The organism is Paenibacillus ottowii (assembly GCF_050516475.1).
GTDB lineage: Bacteria > Bacillota > Bacilli > Paenibacillales > Paenibacillaceae > Paenibacillus > Paenibacillus ottowii.
Genome location: NZ_CP191577.1, coordinates 3,212,881 through 3,229,563 on the forward strand (window position 1 = coordinate 3,212,881; position 16,683 = coordinate 3,229,563).

Annotated in this window: 16 protein-coding genes, 1 pseudogene and 1 riboswitch; of the genes and pseudogenes, 6 read left to right on the forward strand and 11 right to left on the reverse strand. The window is 44.0% G+C overall.

What is annotated here, in order from left to right; translation table 11 throughout:
• The 4 genes from ACQQ6X_RS14905 to ACQQ6X_RS14920 all read left to right on the forward strand — a co-directional run.
• The coding region (locus ACQQ6X_RS14905; protein ID WP_430493459.1) for a peptidase domain-containing ABC transporter at positions 1–1,611 on the forward strand (1,611 nt) is incomplete at its 5' end.
• A 1-nt stretch (position 1,612) separates the two neighbouring features.
• Positions 1,613–1,897, forward strand: a complete 285-nt coding sequence (locus tag ACQQ6X_RS14910) for a DUF1648 domain-containing protein (protein WP_305165969.1) — start codon at positions 1,613–1,615, stop codon at positions 1,895–1,897.
• Between the two features lie 65 nt (positions 1,898–1,962).
• Positions 1,963–3,543, forward strand: a complete 1,581-nt coding sequence (locus tag ACQQ6X_RS14915; RefSeq protein WP_305165970.1) for a hypothetical protein — start codon at positions 1,963–1,965, stop codon at positions 3,541–3,543.
• 40 nt (positions 3,544–3,583) lie between these two features.
• Positions 3,584–4,339 carry an ABC transporter ATP-binding protein gene (locus tag ACQQ6X_RS14920; RefSeq protein WP_305165971.1) on the forward strand — a complete coding sequence of 252 codons (756 nt, stop codon included), beginning with the start codon at positions 3,584–3,586 and terminating at the stop codon, positions 4,337–4,339.
• 34 nt (positions 4,340–4,373) lie between these two features.
• On the opposite strand, the gene ACQQ6X_RS14925 is transcribed toward ACQQ6X_RS14920, so the two are convergent.
• Positions 4,374–5,333 carry a helix-turn-helix transcriptional regulator gene (locus tag ACQQ6X_RS14925; protein ID WP_305165972.1) on the reverse strand — a complete coding sequence of 320 codons (960 nt, stop codon included), beginning with the start codon at positions 5,331–5,333 and terminating at the stop codon, positions 4,374–4,376.
• Positions 5,334–5,445: 112 nt separating this feature from the next.
• On the opposite strand from ACQQ6X_RS14925, the pseudogene ACQQ6X_RS14930 reads away from it, so the two are divergent.
• A pseudogene (locus tag ACQQ6X_RS14930) lies at positions 5,446–5,586 on the forward strand (gfo/Idh/MocA family oxidoreductase); the annotation flags it as partial.
• 125 nt (positions 5,587–5,711) lie between these two features.
• Here ACQQ6X_RS14930 and ACQQ6X_RS14935 read toward each other — a convergent pair.
• The 10 genes from ACQQ6X_RS14935 to ACQQ6X_RS14980 all read right to left on the reverse strand — a co-directional run bounded on the left by ACQQ6X_RS14935 (position 5,712) and on the right by ACQQ6X_RS14980 (position 14,755).
• On the reverse strand, positions 5,712–6,728 hold the full coding sequence (locus tag ACQQ6X_RS14935) for an asparaginase (RefSeq protein ID WP_305165973.1): 1,017 nt from the start codon (positions 6,726–6,728) through the stop codon (positions 5,712–5,714).
• Between the two features lie 229 nt (positions 6,729–6,957).
• On the reverse strand, positions 6,958–7,725 hold the full coding sequence (locus ACQQ6X_RS14940; protein ID WP_149034767.1) for an amino acid ABC transporter ATP-binding protein: 768 nt from the start codon (positions 7,723–7,725) through the stop codon (positions 6,958–6,960).
• A gap of 4 nt (positions 7,726–7,729) precedes the next feature.
• A complete protein-coding gene (locus ACQQ6X_RS14945; RefSeq protein ID WP_305165974.1) occupies positions 7,730–8,446 on the reverse strand; it encodes an amino acid ABC transporter permease in 717 nt (238 codons plus the stop codon).
• A 30-nt stretch (positions 8,447–8,476) separates the two neighbouring features.
• Positions 8,477–9,286 carry a transporter substrate-binding domain-containing protein gene (locus ACQQ6X_RS14950; protein WP_149034769.1) on the reverse strand — a complete coding sequence of 270 codons (810 nt, stop codon included), beginning with the start codon at positions 9,284–9,286 and terminating at the stop codon, positions 8,477–8,479.
• 139 nt (positions 9,287–9,425) lie between these two features.
• Positions 9,426–10,229: an ABC transporter ATP-binding protein gene (locus ACQQ6X_RS14955; RefSeq protein WP_305165975.1), complete on the reverse strand. Its 804-nt coding sequence runs from the start codon at positions 10,227–10,229 to the stop codon at positions 9,426–9,428.
• Positions 10,229–11,137 carry an ATP-binding cassette domain-containing protein gene (locus ACQQ6X_RS14960; protein ID WP_305165976.1) on the reverse strand — a complete coding sequence of 303 codons (909 nt, stop codon included), beginning with the start codon at positions 11,135–11,137 and terminating at the stop codon, positions 10,229–10,231. Before ACQQ6X_RS14960 ends, ACQQ6X_RS14955 begins: the two co-directional genes overlap by 1 nt.
• Entirely contained in the window at positions 11,137–11,952 is an 816-nt protein-coding gene (nikC, locus tag ACQQ6X_RS14965; protein WP_305165977.1) for a nickel transporter permease, read from the reverse strand. The genes ACQQ6X_RS14960 and nikC overlap by 1 nt, the downstream gene beginning before the upstream one ends.
• Before the next feature lie 14 nt (positions 11,953–11,966).
• Complete coding sequence (gene nikB, locus ACQQ6X_RS14970; protein WP_305165978.1) at positions 11,967–12,896, reverse strand: nickel ABC transporter permease; 930 nt, start codon at positions 12,894–12,896, stop codon at positions 11,967–11,969.
• Between the two features lie 15 nt (positions 12,897–12,911).
• Positions 12,912–14,495, reverse strand: coding sequence for an ABC transporter substrate-binding protein (locus ACQQ6X_RS14975; RefSeq protein ID WP_305165979.1), 1,584 nt, complete (start codon positions 14,493–14,495; stop codon positions 12,912–12,914).
• A 122-nt stretch (positions 14,496–14,617) separates the two neighbouring features.
• Complete coding sequence (locus ACQQ6X_RS14980) at positions 14,618–14,755, reverse strand: hypothetical protein (protein WP_326401285.1); 138 nt, start codon at positions 14,753–14,755, stop codon at positions 14,618–14,620.
• A riboswitch (cobalamin riboswitch) is annotated at positions 14,713–14,916 on the reverse strand. (Overlaps the previous gene by 43 nt.)
• A gap of 669 nt (positions 14,917–15,585) precedes the next feature.
• Here ACQQ6X_RS14980 and ACQQ6X_RS14985 point away from each other — a divergent pair.
• Positions 15,586–16,656 (forward strand): hypothetical protein, encoded by a 1,071-nt coding sequence (locus ACQQ6X_RS14985; protein ID WP_305165980.1) that lies wholly within the window; start codon positions 15,586–15,588, stop codon positions 16,654–16,656.
• The last annotated feature ends 27 nt before the right edge of the window (positions 16,657–16,683 follow it).

The window sequence follows — 16,683 nt, forward strand, 5'->3', positions numbered from 1 at the left end:
ATTAGCTTCCTTGTCATTAGTTTTTTGATATATATGATATTTTTCTTAACAAATTCAATATCCCCCTTCCTAACAAGGTATCTCATTGACAATGCACTTAGCAGCAATAACTCAGACAGGTTAGTAACTTTTATAATTATATCAGTTCTTGCCTTGGTAACTCTTTGTATATCGAGTATATTTTCTAACTACTTGATGTCAAAGGCTACGAATAATATCAATAAAAAAATCAAGTTAAGACTGATTAACAAAATACAAAACTACAATGAAACCTTCTTTTTATTCAATAAAAGCGGTGACATCAATTACAGGATTTTAAATGATGTAGATTCAGTAGTTAGTTTCTATAGTATCGTATTTATTTCAATGCCCTCAGATATACTTATTTTATTGGGTTTAGGCGGTGTTCTATTAAAGTGGAGTATGTTATTGAGTGTAATTGTCTATGGATTATTATTATTACAGTTATTTATTGTAACTAGAATTAGAGTCATTGTAATTAAATACTACAAACTTCAGAAAGAAAAGTATCAAGATTTTTCTGGATACTTAATTGAATTTTTTAGAAGCATCAATCTGCTAAAAGGTATAAACATGCAAGAGAACATGACCCGCAGAGCAAATTCCAAGCTAGATGAATTAGAAAAACTAAATGTTAGAACATCTGTAGTTTCCAATATCATGAGTTCAACTTCCATGTTCATTAATAATGGATGGGTATATTTAATATTATGGTTTGGGGGCCAGGCGGTAATTGATAAGACAATGACAATCGGCACATTAATGGCCTTTTTAATGATCACAGGGATGTTATATCCCCGAATTGAGTCTATCGTAACAAGCCTTATCAAACTACAGGATATTAAGACAAGTTTCAATAGAGTTTTGGAATATTATAATTATGAAAATGAGGTAAATACTGAATTAGAAAATAAACAATTAGTTATTCAAGATGGTAGTCTCCAAGTTGATAAAATTAGTTTTGGATATAGTAATGAGCTAATAATTAAAGATTTATCCTTTAACATTCAACCCAATTGCATCACAGTCATAGTGGGGAGAAACGGGGTGGGTAAAACAACACTATGTAAATTAATGGCTGGCTTCCTAGAGCCGGGCACAGGCAGTATTTTAATTGATGGACAACCTATAAGTAAATTTAATAGAGACGAATTAAGAGAAAAAATTATTTATCAACCTCAAGATCAATTTTTAATAAGCGGGTCGATACTCGATAATATCTCTTGTGGCGATGAGAAGGTCTATATGGACCAAATAAATAATGCAATCTCTAAAGCAAAGATAGCCACATTTATTCAAGCCCTTCCTAACGGAGTACACACATATATAGGCGAAATTACCAGCAGTGTTTCTGGAGGACAAGCTCAGCGTATTGCTCTTGCTCGTTTAATTTATAAAAAGCCCAAAATAGTTATTTTGGACGAACCAACTTCATTTATTGATGCAGCCGGAAGAGCATTATTTAATGATTTTATGAATGATTTAAAGCAGCACTCCACAGTTATTATCATAACTCACGATATCGGAATAACCAATTTTGCAGATCGTTTCATTGATTTGGATCAAATAAAAGTGCAGGAGATTGGCTAAAATGAAAAAAAATACTGAGGTTTATATCGTCCTAGGTCTGATTGTAATTACATTACTAATTAATATTATTGCTTACCCTTATTTACCTGATCAAGTTGGCATACATCAACGATCGGGAAATTTCGATAATTACATATCCAAACTAGGTTTTCTAGTTGTATTACCTAGTATCCAAATTATAGGATCTGTTTTAACTAAGCTGACAGGGAAAACCACCGTCACTCTAATCTTACTGAACGTTGTCGCTTTAATTACTGATATAGTTCTAATCTTTATCAATATTTAAACCTTACTAAAGTAGTTCTCTGAGTAGTTCTCTGATCCATAATACCGTATGATTAGGGAGTAATTATGAATAAAATTATATACTTAGTGAAAATACAAATTAAAAATAGTGTTTTTTTTGAACGTTTCAGCAAAAAGAATGTTGCTTTTATGATTCTTCTTCTGATTTTCGCTAGCTTATTACTAGTACTGTTTGCTGCTGGAGATCATATTATGGAAATTTATAATCATGCAATTAAACTTGGACTTGAAGAGCAGCTTTTGAGTCAAGTCTTCATGATTATGATTAGTTTTTCGCTAATCTTTGGGTCTGCTCACATCTTCACTCTATTTTACTTTTCAAAAGATATAGAAATACTCTTACCGTTACCACTAAAACCTATACACATTCTAAGTTCCAGAATGCTTATCATACTTGCAGGTCAATATGTTTTTTATCTTATCGGAATGAGTGCCTCTATGATTTTATATGGAGTAAAGCACCAGCCTGACTTTTTATTCTATTTGAATGGGTTGCTATTGTTCCTTATCTTGCCGATACCTCCTCTTGTCCTTATTTCCCTCTTTTGCTTCTTTATAATGAGATTTGTCAATATGAGCAAATACAAAGGGTTGGTACACATTACAGCTTCCGTAATGATGTTAATCTCGCCTGTTCTAGTAAGAAAATTACTTAACTCTCATGCTCTTATGGAGAAGCATCCATTTTCAAGTGATGCCTTGTATTTAATTAGGAATAGCTTCTTCCGATACCAAAACCCCATCTATTCCTTTTCTATTATAGGAATTTGTTTTATTTTTGTTTTATTGTTTATTATTGCAGGAGAAACATTGTATTTCAAAGGAATAGTCGGGATATCTGAGAGTACCATAAAAAAAAAGCATACTGTTCTTCGTAATCCAAAAACCCTTAAACCTGCACACGCCTACATCATAAATGAAATTAGGTCTTACATAAAAACTCCTGTTCTCCTAATCAATTGTATTATTAAAAATTCATTATGGCCTGCAATCATCTTAGCTATTCTCGGGTCCCAATTCCCTCCCTTCGTGGAATTAGTGCCAGTACTTCAGGGAGTGGAAGATACTTATACCGCAAGGGCAGTATATGTGGTAGCCGCCGTTATTTACCTGCAAGTTGGTCAAAACTATCCGGCCGCGATTTCTTTTTCTAAAGATGGGCTTCGTTTGATGAATTGCAAATTTATTCCTATTCGATTTATTGATCAGATCATGTATCGTGTATATGCCAGCGCTATATTGCTGGCCGTGCCGTCGATACTCCTATTAGTGATTGTCATACTGGTATTCAAACTATCGTTAGTAATCTCTTTTTTTGCAGTTTCTATACTTATTCTCTGCTCATTATCCGGTGCTATGTTGGGTATAATTACGGATTTAAATCATCCAAAGCTGTATTGGGATAGCGAGGCTCTGCTAGTTAAAAACAATTGGAATCTTCTCATCACCAATTTATATGCTGTGTGCATGTTCATTCTAGTAATGTCCTTTTCTTTTATTGAAAATACTTCATGGATCACAGCAATCCTTCTATGTATGGGAGGGACGCTTGCTATAAACTTTGGACTATACACTCATATTAGAACTGTGGGGCAACAAAAATTTGAAGCGATGCTGGATTCATGATCATCTAGTAGATAAACCAAATCCAAAAGGTGGAGATTACATGATCGAATTTAATGATGTGTCCAAGAGCTATGGCAAGCAAAAGTATGCAATAAGGGATCTAAATTTAAAAATAAATCCGGGTGAGCTGTTGGGCTTGCTGGGTCCTAATGGTGCAGGTAAGACAACTACCCTAAAAATGCTTACAGGTATTGCAAAACCTGACCAAGGAAAAATCCTTATTAACGGTCATAACATAAGTACTCACCCTCTTGAAGCTAAGAAACAATTCGGATACGTCCCCGATAACCATGATATCTTTTTACAAGTAAAAGGAATATCATACTTAAACTTCATGGCCGATATCTATGAAGTTTCCAGTGTAGCAAGGCGTGCTATCATTCAAGATCTGTCTGTTAGATTTGGAATGAATCAGTATTTGCAACAGCCTATTAAGTCGTACTCACACGGAATGAAACAAAAAATATTAATTATCGGAGCACTTATTCATAGCCCAAAAGTGTTAATTTTAGACGAGCCCATGACAGGCCTTGATCCTCAAGCAATGTATGAATTAAAAAAACTCATGAAAAAACACGTACAGCAAGGAAATTCCGTGTTTTTCTCTACGCATGTTCTGGACGTTGCTGAGAATTTGTGCGACCTGATAGCAGTTTTAGACAAGGGGGAGCTATTATTCTCAGGAACTATAAAGGAATTGAGACAGAAATTTAATTCCAACAAAACACTTGAACAAATATTCTTAAAAATAACAACTCCAGAATTCAAAGATACAAGTAATACCGAAGAAGTCTGATTCTAAAGAAAGTGTGAATCTATCCTGTCTAAATTCATACATACAGCTTCTGGAGTCGGCTAATTTCCTCCTTCACAAACTGTCGGAGTGTTGCAGGCTCCACGATTTCACCCCGGCCGATCCATTCCATAGCATCGCGGCAGGCCGCTTCATAGCTATACATGTTGACAGTCAAAATGAAGTGACCGCCTTCCTGTACAGACTGGATAATTTCCATTCTTTTCGCTAGAATTCCAGCTTGCTTCCTAGTTGTCCGGATCAGAACAGGATAGTATTCTTTCTCTCTACAAAGCTGCTTAAAAGCGCTTTCTTGACTGGTCCAATAATATTCCAGTGAAAAGTCCTCAGGAACCTCAAAGACTTCGGCAGACGGCTGAACCTCCGTAATTCGCTCACACTTAAAGGTCCGAATCTCCTGTCCGACTTCACAAAAGGCAATCAGATACCAATCTCCTTTTTTCACCACAAGCCCATAGGGATGAACATGGCGAGAAGTGCAAGAGCCGTCAGGCTTCTCATATTGAATTGTTACCTTATAAGACCCCCACACTGCGGCCCTCACGGCTTCTAGGCAAGGAATCCCGACACGTTCCGTCCACCACGGTGTATCATCAAAATAAAACCGCGCTTTGGCTTTTTGAATATCAGACTGATAGGGGGCCGGCATTGTCTGTTCCAGTTTGAGCAGCGTATTTTTTAACTTCAAACCCGATTCCGTGGACCCGCCTGTATATATGCCCATCCCCGTTAAATACAACTGAATGACATCCCCGCCATTCAAATTTTTCAGGTTCGCCGTATAACCCTCCATTAAATAAATTCCGCCCTTCGGGCCGGATGCGGTAACAATCGGAACTCCGGCCTCAGCCAGAAGGTCGATATCTCTGTAAATGGAGCGTACAGAGGTTTCCAGTGCCAACGCCAATTCCTTGGCCTTCATTCTCCCTCTAGATTCGATACATAATAAAATCGCGATTAAACGATGCAGTCTCACAATCATACCTCCACAATAGATGGTTAACCTGAAATGAAAAGATGATGCAAAGATTGTTGACACCCTGTTGGCAGTATTAGGTGTGTATCATAGAAGTAAAGGGGTGTAATGGATGATGAATATTGGAATTTTGGGGACCGGATTCGGCGCGTATCATGCCTCATTGTTAAACAACCATCCCAAGGTAAACAGACTCATTATATTTGGAAGGAACGAAACTAAGCTGCAAAAATTGAAAGAGGAGCTAAACGTAGCAGAATGTCTGATTCCATTGGAGTCGGCCGTACAAGCACTGGAAATGGCCATTGAGATTAAAAATAGGTTAGAGCAGACTCGGCGTTAGCCGGTATGTAGCTGGTATCTACGGAAGTCAGCTTCCTATAAGGAAGCTGTATCCGCAGGCAGGGACACTTCGTCCGCGTAGTTCGTTGCCATAATCTTGGCTACCACGGCCGGGTCAGTCGTCTGACCCAACGCCCACATCATCTTCGTCACCAGCGCTTCTGTTGTCATGTCATACCCTGGAATAACACCCTTCTCCAGTACCTTCTGCCCCACCTCATAAATCGTCAAATCCCCGCCCTCATAAGGACATTGAGTGGTGACGACAATACTCATACCGTCCTTCATCAGCTCTTCGATTTTACTAATCAGGCTTCTTTCTTTAAAAGGCACGCCCCCCATGCCAAAGCCCTCAATAACGATACCTTTATAGCCCAAGCTCTGAATAGCATCGAAAATCGCCGGATTCGTACCCGGAATCAGCCTGAGCAGAAATACCTCAGAAGCATACCCGTCATTGTAGGGGTGACGAACAGTACCACGATTTGCAAATACGCCCTCCGTATAGACCACCTTGCCGTTCTCCACGAGGCCGATATACGGATAGTTAATACTCTCAAAAGCGTTATAGCTGCGTGTTCTGATTTTCGAGCTGCGGCTGCCATTGATAATTTTGCCATTAAACACGACAAAAACCCCTGCCACCTCGCCACATGCAGTCAGGAATGAGTCGATTACATTTTTTTTGGAATCACTGTGCTCCGCCAAAATAGAAACCTGCGAACCTGTCACAACGACGGGTTTGTCTACAGTGCCCAACATGAAGCTCAGGGCTGAAGCCGTATAAGCCATCGTATCCGTGCCATGGGCAATAACAATACCGTCGTATTGATCGAGCGAGCGATGTACCATCCGGGCGATGGAAGCCCAATCCTCTGGTTGTGTATTGGTGCTATCAATACTCATCAGATTGCAGGCATCAATCTCGCAAATTTCCTGAAGCTCCGGAATTTCAGCCAAAATATTTTCAGCCGATTGGGTCGGAGTCAGGCCGTTTTCCTGATAGGAAGAGGAGATTGTTCCTCCGGTATTAATGAACAGAACCTTTTTCATATGCCAATGTTCCTTCCCGATTACAACTTCACTTTATTGTTCTTAGAATTTATCATGAATAAGGGTGATTAGCTACTTTGCTAAAGAAAAGGATTTTGAATGCAAGGCTAAAAAAGCACGACAAACAAGCGCCGGCTTTCCCACCTCCCGCGACTTGTCTAGCGTGCTTTTTACGATAGCTGCAATGAATCTACAGCACTGTACATACCTTTAAACCCATTCACGTACTTTATGACGATGCTGGTTGCTCCTGTAACGTTCTTTGCCCCAAAGCTTTGCCCAGGAATTGCCGTGTCCGTTCTTCCTTCGGATGATTAAAAAACTGCTCCACTGGCCCCTGTTCTACGATCGTACCATGCTCCATCAGCACGACCCGATCGGCTACATCCCTCGCAAAACCAAGCTCATGCGTGACAATAATCATCGTATTGCCTTCACTCGCCACCTTTTGAATCACGGACAGCACTTCATCCACCAGCTCAGGATCAAGAGAGGATGTCGGCTCATCGAACAATAACACCTGTGGATTCAGCGCTAAAGCCCGGGCAATCGCCACACGTTGCTGCTGTCCGCCCGAAAGCTGGGCAGGATAATAGGTCATACGATCCTTTAACCCGACCTTTTCCAAAATGCCTTCACTGATCTCCCTCGCCTGCTTGCGATCCATCTTTTTCACGCTAGTCAGACCAATCATCACATTGTGGAGTGCGTTCAAATTTTTAAACAGCTGATATTGCTGAAATACCATTGCCGTTGCCATCCGCAGTCCGAGAATGTCCTTTTTTCCAGCCTTGGCCGCGTCTACCTTCAGACCGTCAATTTCAATGATACCGCTGGTCGGCTGTTCCAAAAAATTAATGCTGCGCAGCAGTGTAGACTTCCCCGATCCGCTTGGCCCCAGGATGACCACAACTTCTCCCTTGCCTACCGTCAGGTCTATGCCCTTTAATACATGATGCTGCCCAAAATGCTTATGAATTTGATGAAGTTGAATCATACCCTTACTCACTTCTTTCGTATATTCGAATACGCTTTTCCAGCACAACAAGCCCGCGCTCAATAATGATGCACACCAGCCAGTAGATCAAAGACACCGCAACATAGACCTCGAAAAAAGCCAGCGCTCGCGCGCCCATAATTTTAGCCTGTCCCATCATATCGACGACACCAATCATAAAAATAAAGGACGTGTCCTTCACTGTGCTGATCAGCGTGTTCCCCAAATTGGGCAAAGCCACCGTTAGCGCCTGCGGCAATACAATTTTGAGCATAATCTGTGTTTGGCTCATGCCAATGGAATTGGCAGCCTCAAATTGCCCCCGATCGACCGAATGAATCGCTGACCGGAACGTCTCCGACAAATATCCTCCCAGGTTCAACGAAAATGAAAGCAATGCAAACAGCTCGGGCGGAATGACGTAGACATTGAATTGCTGCAAGAATCCATACTCGTTCTGAAAATAATACAAAAACTTCGGTATTCCGTAATATACGAGAAACAACTGCACAATGAGCGGTGTTCCCCGGATATACGAGACATACAACGTAGACAATGGTGCCAAGACAGGCACCTTGTATATCCGAATTAAGGCCGTAGCTAATCCAATGATCGCACCCAGCAGCATGGAGACAAATGCAATCCATAATGTAACGGGGAGATACTCCACGATCTGGGGAAGGCTTTTCAGCATATAATCTAAATCAAACAGCTTTTCCATAGGAACCCCACTTTACCCTTTACATTGTGATTACTGAGGAATAAATTCCCCGCCCGTCCACTGCTCAGACAATTTTTTCAGTGTTCCGTCGGTTTTAAGCTCTTTAATAATCGGGTCGATTTTAGCTTTTAGCTCCTCACCCTGCTTATCCTTTTTGAACACCAGGTTAATGTTATCGCTTTGTACCGGCTCGCCGACAGCTTCCACCTGCAAGCCTTCCTTCTTGATCGTTGCTGCCGTCATCACTGGGTCATTCACATAAGCATCCACTCGGCCATTTTGCACGTCTTGAAGGTTATCGGATGAAGTGCCTGTATCATTATATTTCAAAATAATTTTGTTCCCGTGCTTCGCATTATACTGTTCCAGCAACTGCGTATAGGAATCGCCCACCGAGGCGGCTACCTTCTTACCTTCCAAATCCTTGAGGGAGTGGATATCCGTTCTACCCTTTTTCACAATAATAACCGACTGAGCGGAGAAATAGGACTCATCCGAGAACAGATACTTCTTCTCACGTTCAGGGTTTTTGGCAACTTCATCTGCGATGATCTGAACTTTATTCGCATCCAGTGCAAGGAATATTGCATCCCAGCCCGAAGGTACAAATTCAATCTTATAGCCGTCCAGCTTCTTGTCAATTTCCTTAATAACTTCCACATCGTATCCGGTCAGCTCATTTTTATCATTCGTAAAGGCAAACGGCGGGTAGTCATTTTGTGTCCCTACATAGAGTACCTTATCCCCCGATGCCGCTTCCTTCGAGGAGCATCCACTCAAGGCACCTGTTAATAACACAAGAGATAGGCCAATCGCTGCTACCCAAGCAGATTTCTTCATAAGTGACATCCCCTTTTAAAATCCAAGTAATTTACTATGATTTTATATTATAACGAGTTATTTAAATAATACAACAGCTAATTTCATTTCGAATATCTAACCAGACGCTGTACAAAAAGAGCCCCTTCCGGGACAATTGTTATCCATGAAGCGGAAGACGGTCTGCTGGATGTGCCAACGTTTGAAACAGCATTCGCGTGTATTCATGCTGCAAACAGTCTTCATCCCATTCTTTGAATATTTCCACGATCTCTCCCTGAACCATAACGGCCACACGATCACAGAACGTGCGGGTAGATTGAAGATCATGGGTGATAAAAAGATAGGACAGCTGACGTTCGAGCTGCATTCTTTTGAGCATGTCCAGCACAGAGGACTGGGTGGTCGCATCCAGATTGGCCACGGATTCATCGAACAGGATGATTTCAGGTTCAACCGCCAGCGCCCGGGCAATGCATACCCGCTGTTTTTGCCCACCACTTAGCTGTGTGGGATATTTCCCCAGGTTGTCAGCCTCCAACCCTACCGATTCCAGCAGGGAAAGGCAGATATCCAGTGCCCTTGCTTTTCGCTCAGGGAAATAGTTACGGATGGGTTCCATTAAAATATCTTGAATGGTCATACGGGGATGCAGTGAGGAGGCCGAGTCCTGCGCAACCAACTGGATTCGTTTGTACAGATGAATATCTTTCATCCTTCTGGTATGTATGGGCTGATGATCAAGCCAGATCTCCCCCGAGGTCAACGACTCCAGCCCCAGGATACACTGCGCTAGCGTGCTTTTGCCACTTCCACTTTCTCCAACCAATCCCAGGCATTCTCCCTGTCGTAACTCCAGACTTAATTTCTTTATAGCCTGCTGCTCATCCTGCCCCGCGTGGAACCAGCCTTTTCTTCGTCTGCGGACAGGATAAGCTTTGGTGACGTTTTTCAATTCCAGCATTACGGTTGCACCCTTCCTTCCGGGGTCATCTCCAGCACCCGATCTGCTATACGGCTTATCCCTTGGCGATCATGCGAAATTAACAAAATCGTGAGATCGAAATCCGCTCTCAACTGTAACAGCAATGTCAGAATTTTGTCGCGGTTGATTACATCCAGCGCTGTAGTAGGCTCGTCGGCAATAAAGAGACGCGGACCAGAGCTTAACATGGCAGCCAGCAGGACCCTTTGGCACATACCTCCGCTTAGTTCAAAAGGATAGGATGACAGAATATGCTCGGGATCGGCAAAACCGACCTTGCGGAGCAGAGAATGCAAATAAGCTTCCTGCTCTAGAGTAGGGCGGCCTCCAGCCAGCTCCGTGGCACGGTTTAGCACCTGCCGCATCCGTGACATTACGCCCTGTGATTGGGGCTGCTGTGAGACAATGTGGGACGAGGCAGCATCAGCTTGCCCACGCTCCCTCTGGGCGTGCACTTGGCGCCGCCCGTGCAGTCTAAGCGTATCCGTCAGCTGCGCGCGGACGGTACGGATCGGATTCAGCCCGCTCAGCGATTGCTGAATGAGCAGAGCAATATCCTCACGGCGCAGTCTTTGCCAGCGCTGTTCATGGAACGGGATGATGTCCTCCCCGTTATAGTAGATACATCCTTGCGTAACACCAACCCCTGGGTCCAACATACCCGCGATTGCGTGTGCGGTCAGGCTCTTACCGCATCCACTTGGTCCAGTCAGGGCTACAATTTCCCTTGGGTACACGGAAAAGTTCACATCTCTTAGTAGCGGCTTGCTTTCACTTGTTCTTACACCTGTCTGGCAAATTTCCAAATGTTCCACGTGTAACAACGGTTTTTGCATGTACGCTTGCTCTATCGTGTCCTTCCGCCCCGTCGCTGGTCGCTTCTCCACTATTTCGCTGCCTCCTTTTCCGAAAAATGGTCACCCAGAAGCTGGCAGGCAAGTACAAACAGCATAATCGCCAAGCCCGGGAAAATCATAACATGCGGAGCCACCTGAAAATACGAAGTTGCATCATGCAGCATCACACCCCACTCTGGCTTGGGCGGCTGTACGCCCAGTCCGAGAAAAGAGAGCCCGGCGATCATTAACACCACGCGTCCGATATCCCATACCGCATAAACCAACATTTGCGGCCATACTTGTGGCAATACATAACGTCTCAGTATGCGCACATGTGAATTGCCGGACAAACGTGCATATCGTACATAGTCCTCCTGGCAGGCTTTTTGAACCAAACTACGGATAAATCGGACATATCCCGCCCATCGGACTGCAATAATCGCTAAGGTCATGTTGACGAAACCTGGTCCCAAAATACCCACAATCGCCACACTTACAATAATATCGGGAAAAGCCAGTACGCCGTCGATCCCCCGCATAATCACCTGATCCACGCGTCCGCGCACATAACCTATGAGCAAGCCTATGGGCAGACTGATGAACAGAGTAGCTACCGTAATCGCACATGCGATTAGCACGCTCGTTCGAATCCCGTAAATGAGCCGTGACAGCACATCCCGACCCAGATGGTCCGTACCAAAAGGATATTTCCGGCTCGGTGGTGCCAAACGGTTCAGAAGGTCCACATGCAGAGGATCATGAGGAGCAGCCCATGGAGCCAGCACTCCGAGCAGCACGATCAAGCCAAACAGCGCGCCCCCTGCCAGCAAGCTTCCTCTACAGGAAAGCCGTATCTTTTTCATTTTCAGCTTCCCCCTTAACGCAAACGCAGCCTCGGATCTATCATTGTCTGGACCACATCCACCAAGCACTGAACACCTACAATTAAAAATGCGGCAAACATAACATATCCCTGAATGACTGGGTAATCCCGCTGCGTAATCGCATCTATAAAATACTTGCCCAACCCTGGCCATGAAAAAATAGTCTCTACGATGACGTTACCTGCCAGCATAAATGATAGATTCGTACCCAACAGCGTAATCATGGGCAGCACGGCATGTTTAAATAGCTCAAAAAAGAGAATATGCATACGTGAAAAACCCCGAGCCCTCGCTGCTTTCACAAAGTTCCGATCACCCAGCTCCAGCATTTGAGCACGCAATACACGAGCTTGCACCGTTCCCAATCCTGCACCCAGCGTCAGCGCCGGGAGTATTAAATGTGTCCAGTCCTCCCTTCCCATCGATGGGAGCCAGCCCAGGTGAACGGAAAATAGGTAGATTAATAGAAAACCAAGCCAAAAAGAAGGGATCGACGATCCCAGCAAGGCGAACAGCCTGCCCAGACGGTCCAGTGGACCGCTCACCTTTAACGAGGCGGCCAGCCCCATCCCAAGCGTAAGCACCGTCATGACGGTAAAGCCAGCCAAAGCTAGCTCCACCGTAGCAGGCAGTCTGCTCCACAGTTCGTTGAGCACCGACTCCTTGGATACATACGAGGTTCCCCATTGTCCCGTAAACACATCCCGCAGCCAGTTCATATATTGAATATGAAGCGGCTCATTCAAGCCCAGTTCTTCCCGCAGCGCCGTTAACGCCTCCTCTGAAGCAGGAACATTATGCGCGGTGAGCAAAATGGTAGCAGGGTCACCAGGGGCCAGCCTCATCAACACAAAAGTCAGCGTGGATACAATGAATACAATGATGGGCAGCTGCGCCACACGTTCCAGTATAAAACGGATCATAGGATACGTAGCTCGTTATTCCGCAATATCGGATTGCGCTGTAATGTAGTAATACTCGATCGGATGCGGCGTAAAGCCCTCTACCCCTTTTTTCACGCCAAACACATTGTCAGGGTGCACAATAAACGACTGCGGCAAATCTGTATTGATGATATTCAGCGCTTGCAGTGTTACCGCATCTCGCTGTGCGGTATCCTTTGCCAGCTTCAGGCTGTGAAGAATATTCTCCAGCGGTTTGGAAACATAGCGGCTTACATTAGATTTACTTGTAGAGGAATAGAACATGTCCATAAAATACTGCGGCTCCCCTGTATGGGCCGTGAGCATGCTGTACATAGCAAAATCCCAATCGTTTTTGGTCAATGCCTCATCGATATTTTCCACCTTGCGAATCTTGACCTGGAATCCCTCATTCAGCAATTGGCTCTGGATCACTTCAGCCATAACAGATAGCTCCGGACGCTGAGGGAAAGTCAGCAGTGTAACCTCGAATGGCTTGCCCTGCTTGGACCATGTGCCTTGGGCATCTTTCTGCCAGCCATCCTTGGTCAACAGCTGCTCCGCCGTTCCGTCTAGCGCTTTACGCTCAACTTTTCCGAAAGAAAGAATACTCGGAAACGGACTGCTTGCTTCCGTACCGAAACCCCTCATAACAGCGCTCACAATGGATGCGCGCGGAATCAGACTGTCCACCACCTTACGGTTGGTCACATCCTTGAATATAGGCGATTCCATGTTATATACAATCATATGGGTACGCAAGGACGGAGCCGACAGCACTTGTAGCTTATCGTCCTTTTTCAGTACCTCCGCGTTATCTACCGGAATATCCGTCGCTACATCCACCTCACCGGATTGCAGCGCCATCAGGCGCGAATTACCGTCTGTAATGAATTTCATCGTCGCTTCAGCCAATCGCGCCTTTTCACCCCAATATCCGTCATAACGCTCGACGACCAGGGACTGATCCTTGTTGAAGGCTTTGATTTTAAAGGCACCTGTCATCGCAGGGTAGCTCTGCTCATCTTTCATGGATGCCACGTCCAGCACGATCGTTGAGGGATCAGCCAGATTGGATGCCAGCGCTGCATTCGGCTGGTTTGTTGTAATTTTTAGCGTCAGCGGCCCGCTGGCCTCAATGGACTTCACATCAAGTAAATCCTTTGCTAGATGGCTTTTCTCAATAGAGCGCAGCAAAGATGCTTTTACACTTGCTGCATCCATCCTTTTTCCGTCATGAAACGTGACCTTATCCTGCAAGCTGAACGTCCAGACCGTAGGACTTTCCTGCTTCCATTCCTTGGCTAGCCAAGCCACAGGCTCCAGCTTTTCATTCAACCGAATCAGTGTCTCACCAGCACCAGAACGCATCACGTCCCAGCTATTGTCCCCATGCGGATCAACCCCTGATGGTTTCCACGTATACGCCATCACCAACTTTTTATCTGCTTTAGTCTGTTGTGCAGAAGAGTTCTCACCCTTGCCCGACCGATCCTCCGTCTTGGTGGCTGTGCCACATCCCGATAGAGCCATAACTGTCAGCAGCAGCACCAATCCTGTACATATAAACCACGAACGCCTATTACGATTGCTTATCATTCCACATTTCCCCCTCTATCTGGTTAAATCGTATGAACCTACGTAAAACGAAAAAAAAAGCATTCCCGACCACATGAGCAGCAGTCAGAAATGCTTTCATTATAAAATGTCAAAACTCACCTCTAAGCCAACTCCAAAAACATAGAAGGGATCGGATCGGTTCCAGACATTCCGTATGTAGCACGTCTAACCACCTCCCCAGCATCCCGTGGGTCTAACAGTGATGTCAAAACAGGCAGGTCTCCTGACTTCAGGCTCATCTTTCAGGCCTTCCCGGTTCTTCACAGTTCCAGTGGCTGTTCTGAAAGCTCCAGCAGTACCCTGCTGATGCCTGTATACAGTGGCGGGTCCGTGTCGGAATCTACCGAACTTCCCTTTTAAGTGAACACGTTCAACAACCATCTACATCGTCTCAACGAAACCCCGTACATAGAGTTGTCCGGCTCGCACCTGTTTTCTTCCTTTATTCCTTTTTATTACGATTTAGGATTATCTTATTTTGTTGCTTCTGGCTTGTCAACAAATGCAGCGTAATAATTTAAATTTGAATGATATAGTGAGTATCTGAGTCATGGCTATTCATTGCGTGCACGCAATTCACGTGCTAAAATTAGGTATAGAGATATCCACCGTATCCATATAATAAAAAAGAGTCTTCGCCGCGCCAACGGCAAAGACTCTTAGGATTTGAAAGGCTGTGGATCACCACGGCGCGCTAAATGCTTAGCTAAACCCACCGTTAGGCCCCAACCTAATCAAGCGGTGGGTTTTCGCTTGTTCCGAAATTTTCGACGCAGCCATCGATAAAGTTTACGAATACTAAACACCAGGCTTAGTAACGTAACCACCCAACGCAGCACATCGTAGCACGACACAAGTGTGACCATCGGCTTCACCCCCTTTCGGGAAGCTGCACCGTGGTCCGAAAACATCCACCACTATTCAAAATCCATAGTTTAGATTATACCATGCCTCTTCCTACCACTCTAACAAATTCTTCTAGTAGATAAACTAACCTAAGAGTTAACTTCAGCAATACTGCTTAGTCAGATAACAGTAAATCTCTCATCGTTAGAAAGGATGTTTCCTTTTGAAAACAAGTAACTACCGCATTTTAATACTTTCCTTGCTCGTTCCAGCTCTGTTATCTTCCTGCTCTCCAGCTTCTACTCCATCAGCAGAACCAACTTCACCCAAACAAATCCAGTCAGGCGAAAAGACAACTCCAGTCGGACAAGGTCAATATCTATCCATGACCTATACAGAATATGTGAATGGGAAAAATGCAGATCAAGGCATGGTTATGCGTGTGATGACGTACGATTTGAGCAGTAAGAAAATGACCAAGCTGGCCGACGTCCCCTATACCTCCCAGTACCCACTTTCTGTGGTGTACTTACTTGATCACAAAATTTATTACTCTGCTGATGTGGATGATAAGGGAGACCAATTATTTTCGTACGACTTGAATACAAAAAAAACCGAACAGCTTACCGATAATTTGTTTGCCATCAATGATATCGTACCAACTACTCCGGATGGCTCCCTCGTTCTGGTTGCGGTAAAAAAAGGAGAGCGGACACTTAAAACTATTTTCTACAATAAATCAACGCGTATCATGAAATTTATGCATGATGAAAACCATGATGAACAAACTTGGTCTATAACCTATAATCCAGCTAAAAAAGCAATTTACAGTTCAAATTATTCAGCTAAGGAACAAAATGAACAAAGAGAAATCTCAAACCGAACACAGACTATTATGGTCCCGCCGGACAACAAAGTTACAGAAATCAATAGCGTCACCAAGCAAGAACGTTCTGTTATTACACTGAAAAATGAAGAAGTATCATCAATATCCAGCAGTAATGATCAACTACTCCTAGTGACTGCACGTTTCATTAATCACGGCAACCCTGAGTATAGCCTTGTCGATATTGCAACCGGAAAACGTACCAAACTAGAACTACCCATTTCGTCCCGCAGCTTCATCTATATGTCCCCGGACGGCAAGGGAGTCTATTATTTAGGCAGCACCTCCCTGAAAAATCAGGAGGAAGGACGCGGCGTGTACTATTATGACTTCACTTCGAAGACTCAAACCCCGATTTTCATACAGAAAGAGGGTTTTATCAATAACTTTATGCTGCTTAATAAATAACCCGTTCTAGGCGACTCCATGCCAAAC

Bases quoted from the DNA above. Each gene is read 5' to 3' on its own strand.
- ACQQ6X_RS14935 (WP_305165973.1), bottom strand. From the start codon at position 6,728: ATGAAAAAGGTTCTGTTCATTAATACCGGAGGAACAATCTCCTCTTCC.
- ACQQ6X_RS14980 (WP_326401285.1), bottom strand. From the start codon at position 14,755: ATGAGCCTGAAGTCAGGAGACCTGCCTGTTTTGACATCACTGTTAGAC.
- ACQQ6X_RS14940 (WP_149034767.1), bottom strand. From the start codon at position 7,725: ATGATTCAACTTCATCAAATTCATAAGCATTTTGGGCAGCATCATGTA.
- ACQQ6X_RS14945 (WP_305165974.1), bottom strand. From the start codon at position 8,446: ATGGAAAAGCTGTTTGATTTAGATTATATGCTGAAAAGCCTTCCCCAG.
- nikB (WP_305165978.1), bottom strand. From the start codon at position 12,896: ATGATCCGTTTTATACTGGAACGTGTGGCGCAGCTGCCCATCATTGTA.
- nikC (WP_305165977.1), bottom strand. From the start codon at position 11,952: ATGAAAAAGATACGGCTTTCCTGTAGAGGAAGCTTGCTGGCAGGGGGC.
- ACQQ6X_RS14955 (WP_305165975.1), bottom strand. From the start codon at position 10,229: ATGCTGGAATTGAAAAACGTCACCAAAGCTTATCCTGTCCGCAGACGA.
- ACQQ6X_RS14950 (WP_149034769.1), bottom strand. From the start codon at position 9,286: ATGAAGAAATCTGCTTGGGTAGCAGCGATTGGCCTATCTCTTGTGTTA.
- ACQQ6X_RS14915 (WP_305165970.1), top strand. From the start codon at position 1,963: ATGAATAAAATTATATACTTAGTGAAAATACAAATTAAAAATAGTGTT.
- ACQQ6X_RS14910 (WP_305165969.1), top strand. From the start codon at position 1,613: ATGAAAAAAAATACTGAGGTTTATATCGTCCTAGGTCTGATTGTAATT.
- ACQQ6X_RS14920 (WP_305165971.1), top strand. From the start codon at position 3,584: ATGATCGAATTTAATGATGTGTCCAAGAGCTATGGCAAGCAAAAGTAT.
- ACQQ6X_RS14975 (WP_305165979.1), bottom strand. From the start codon at position 14,495: ATGATAAGCAATCGTAATAGGCGTTCGTGGTTTATATGTACAGGATTG.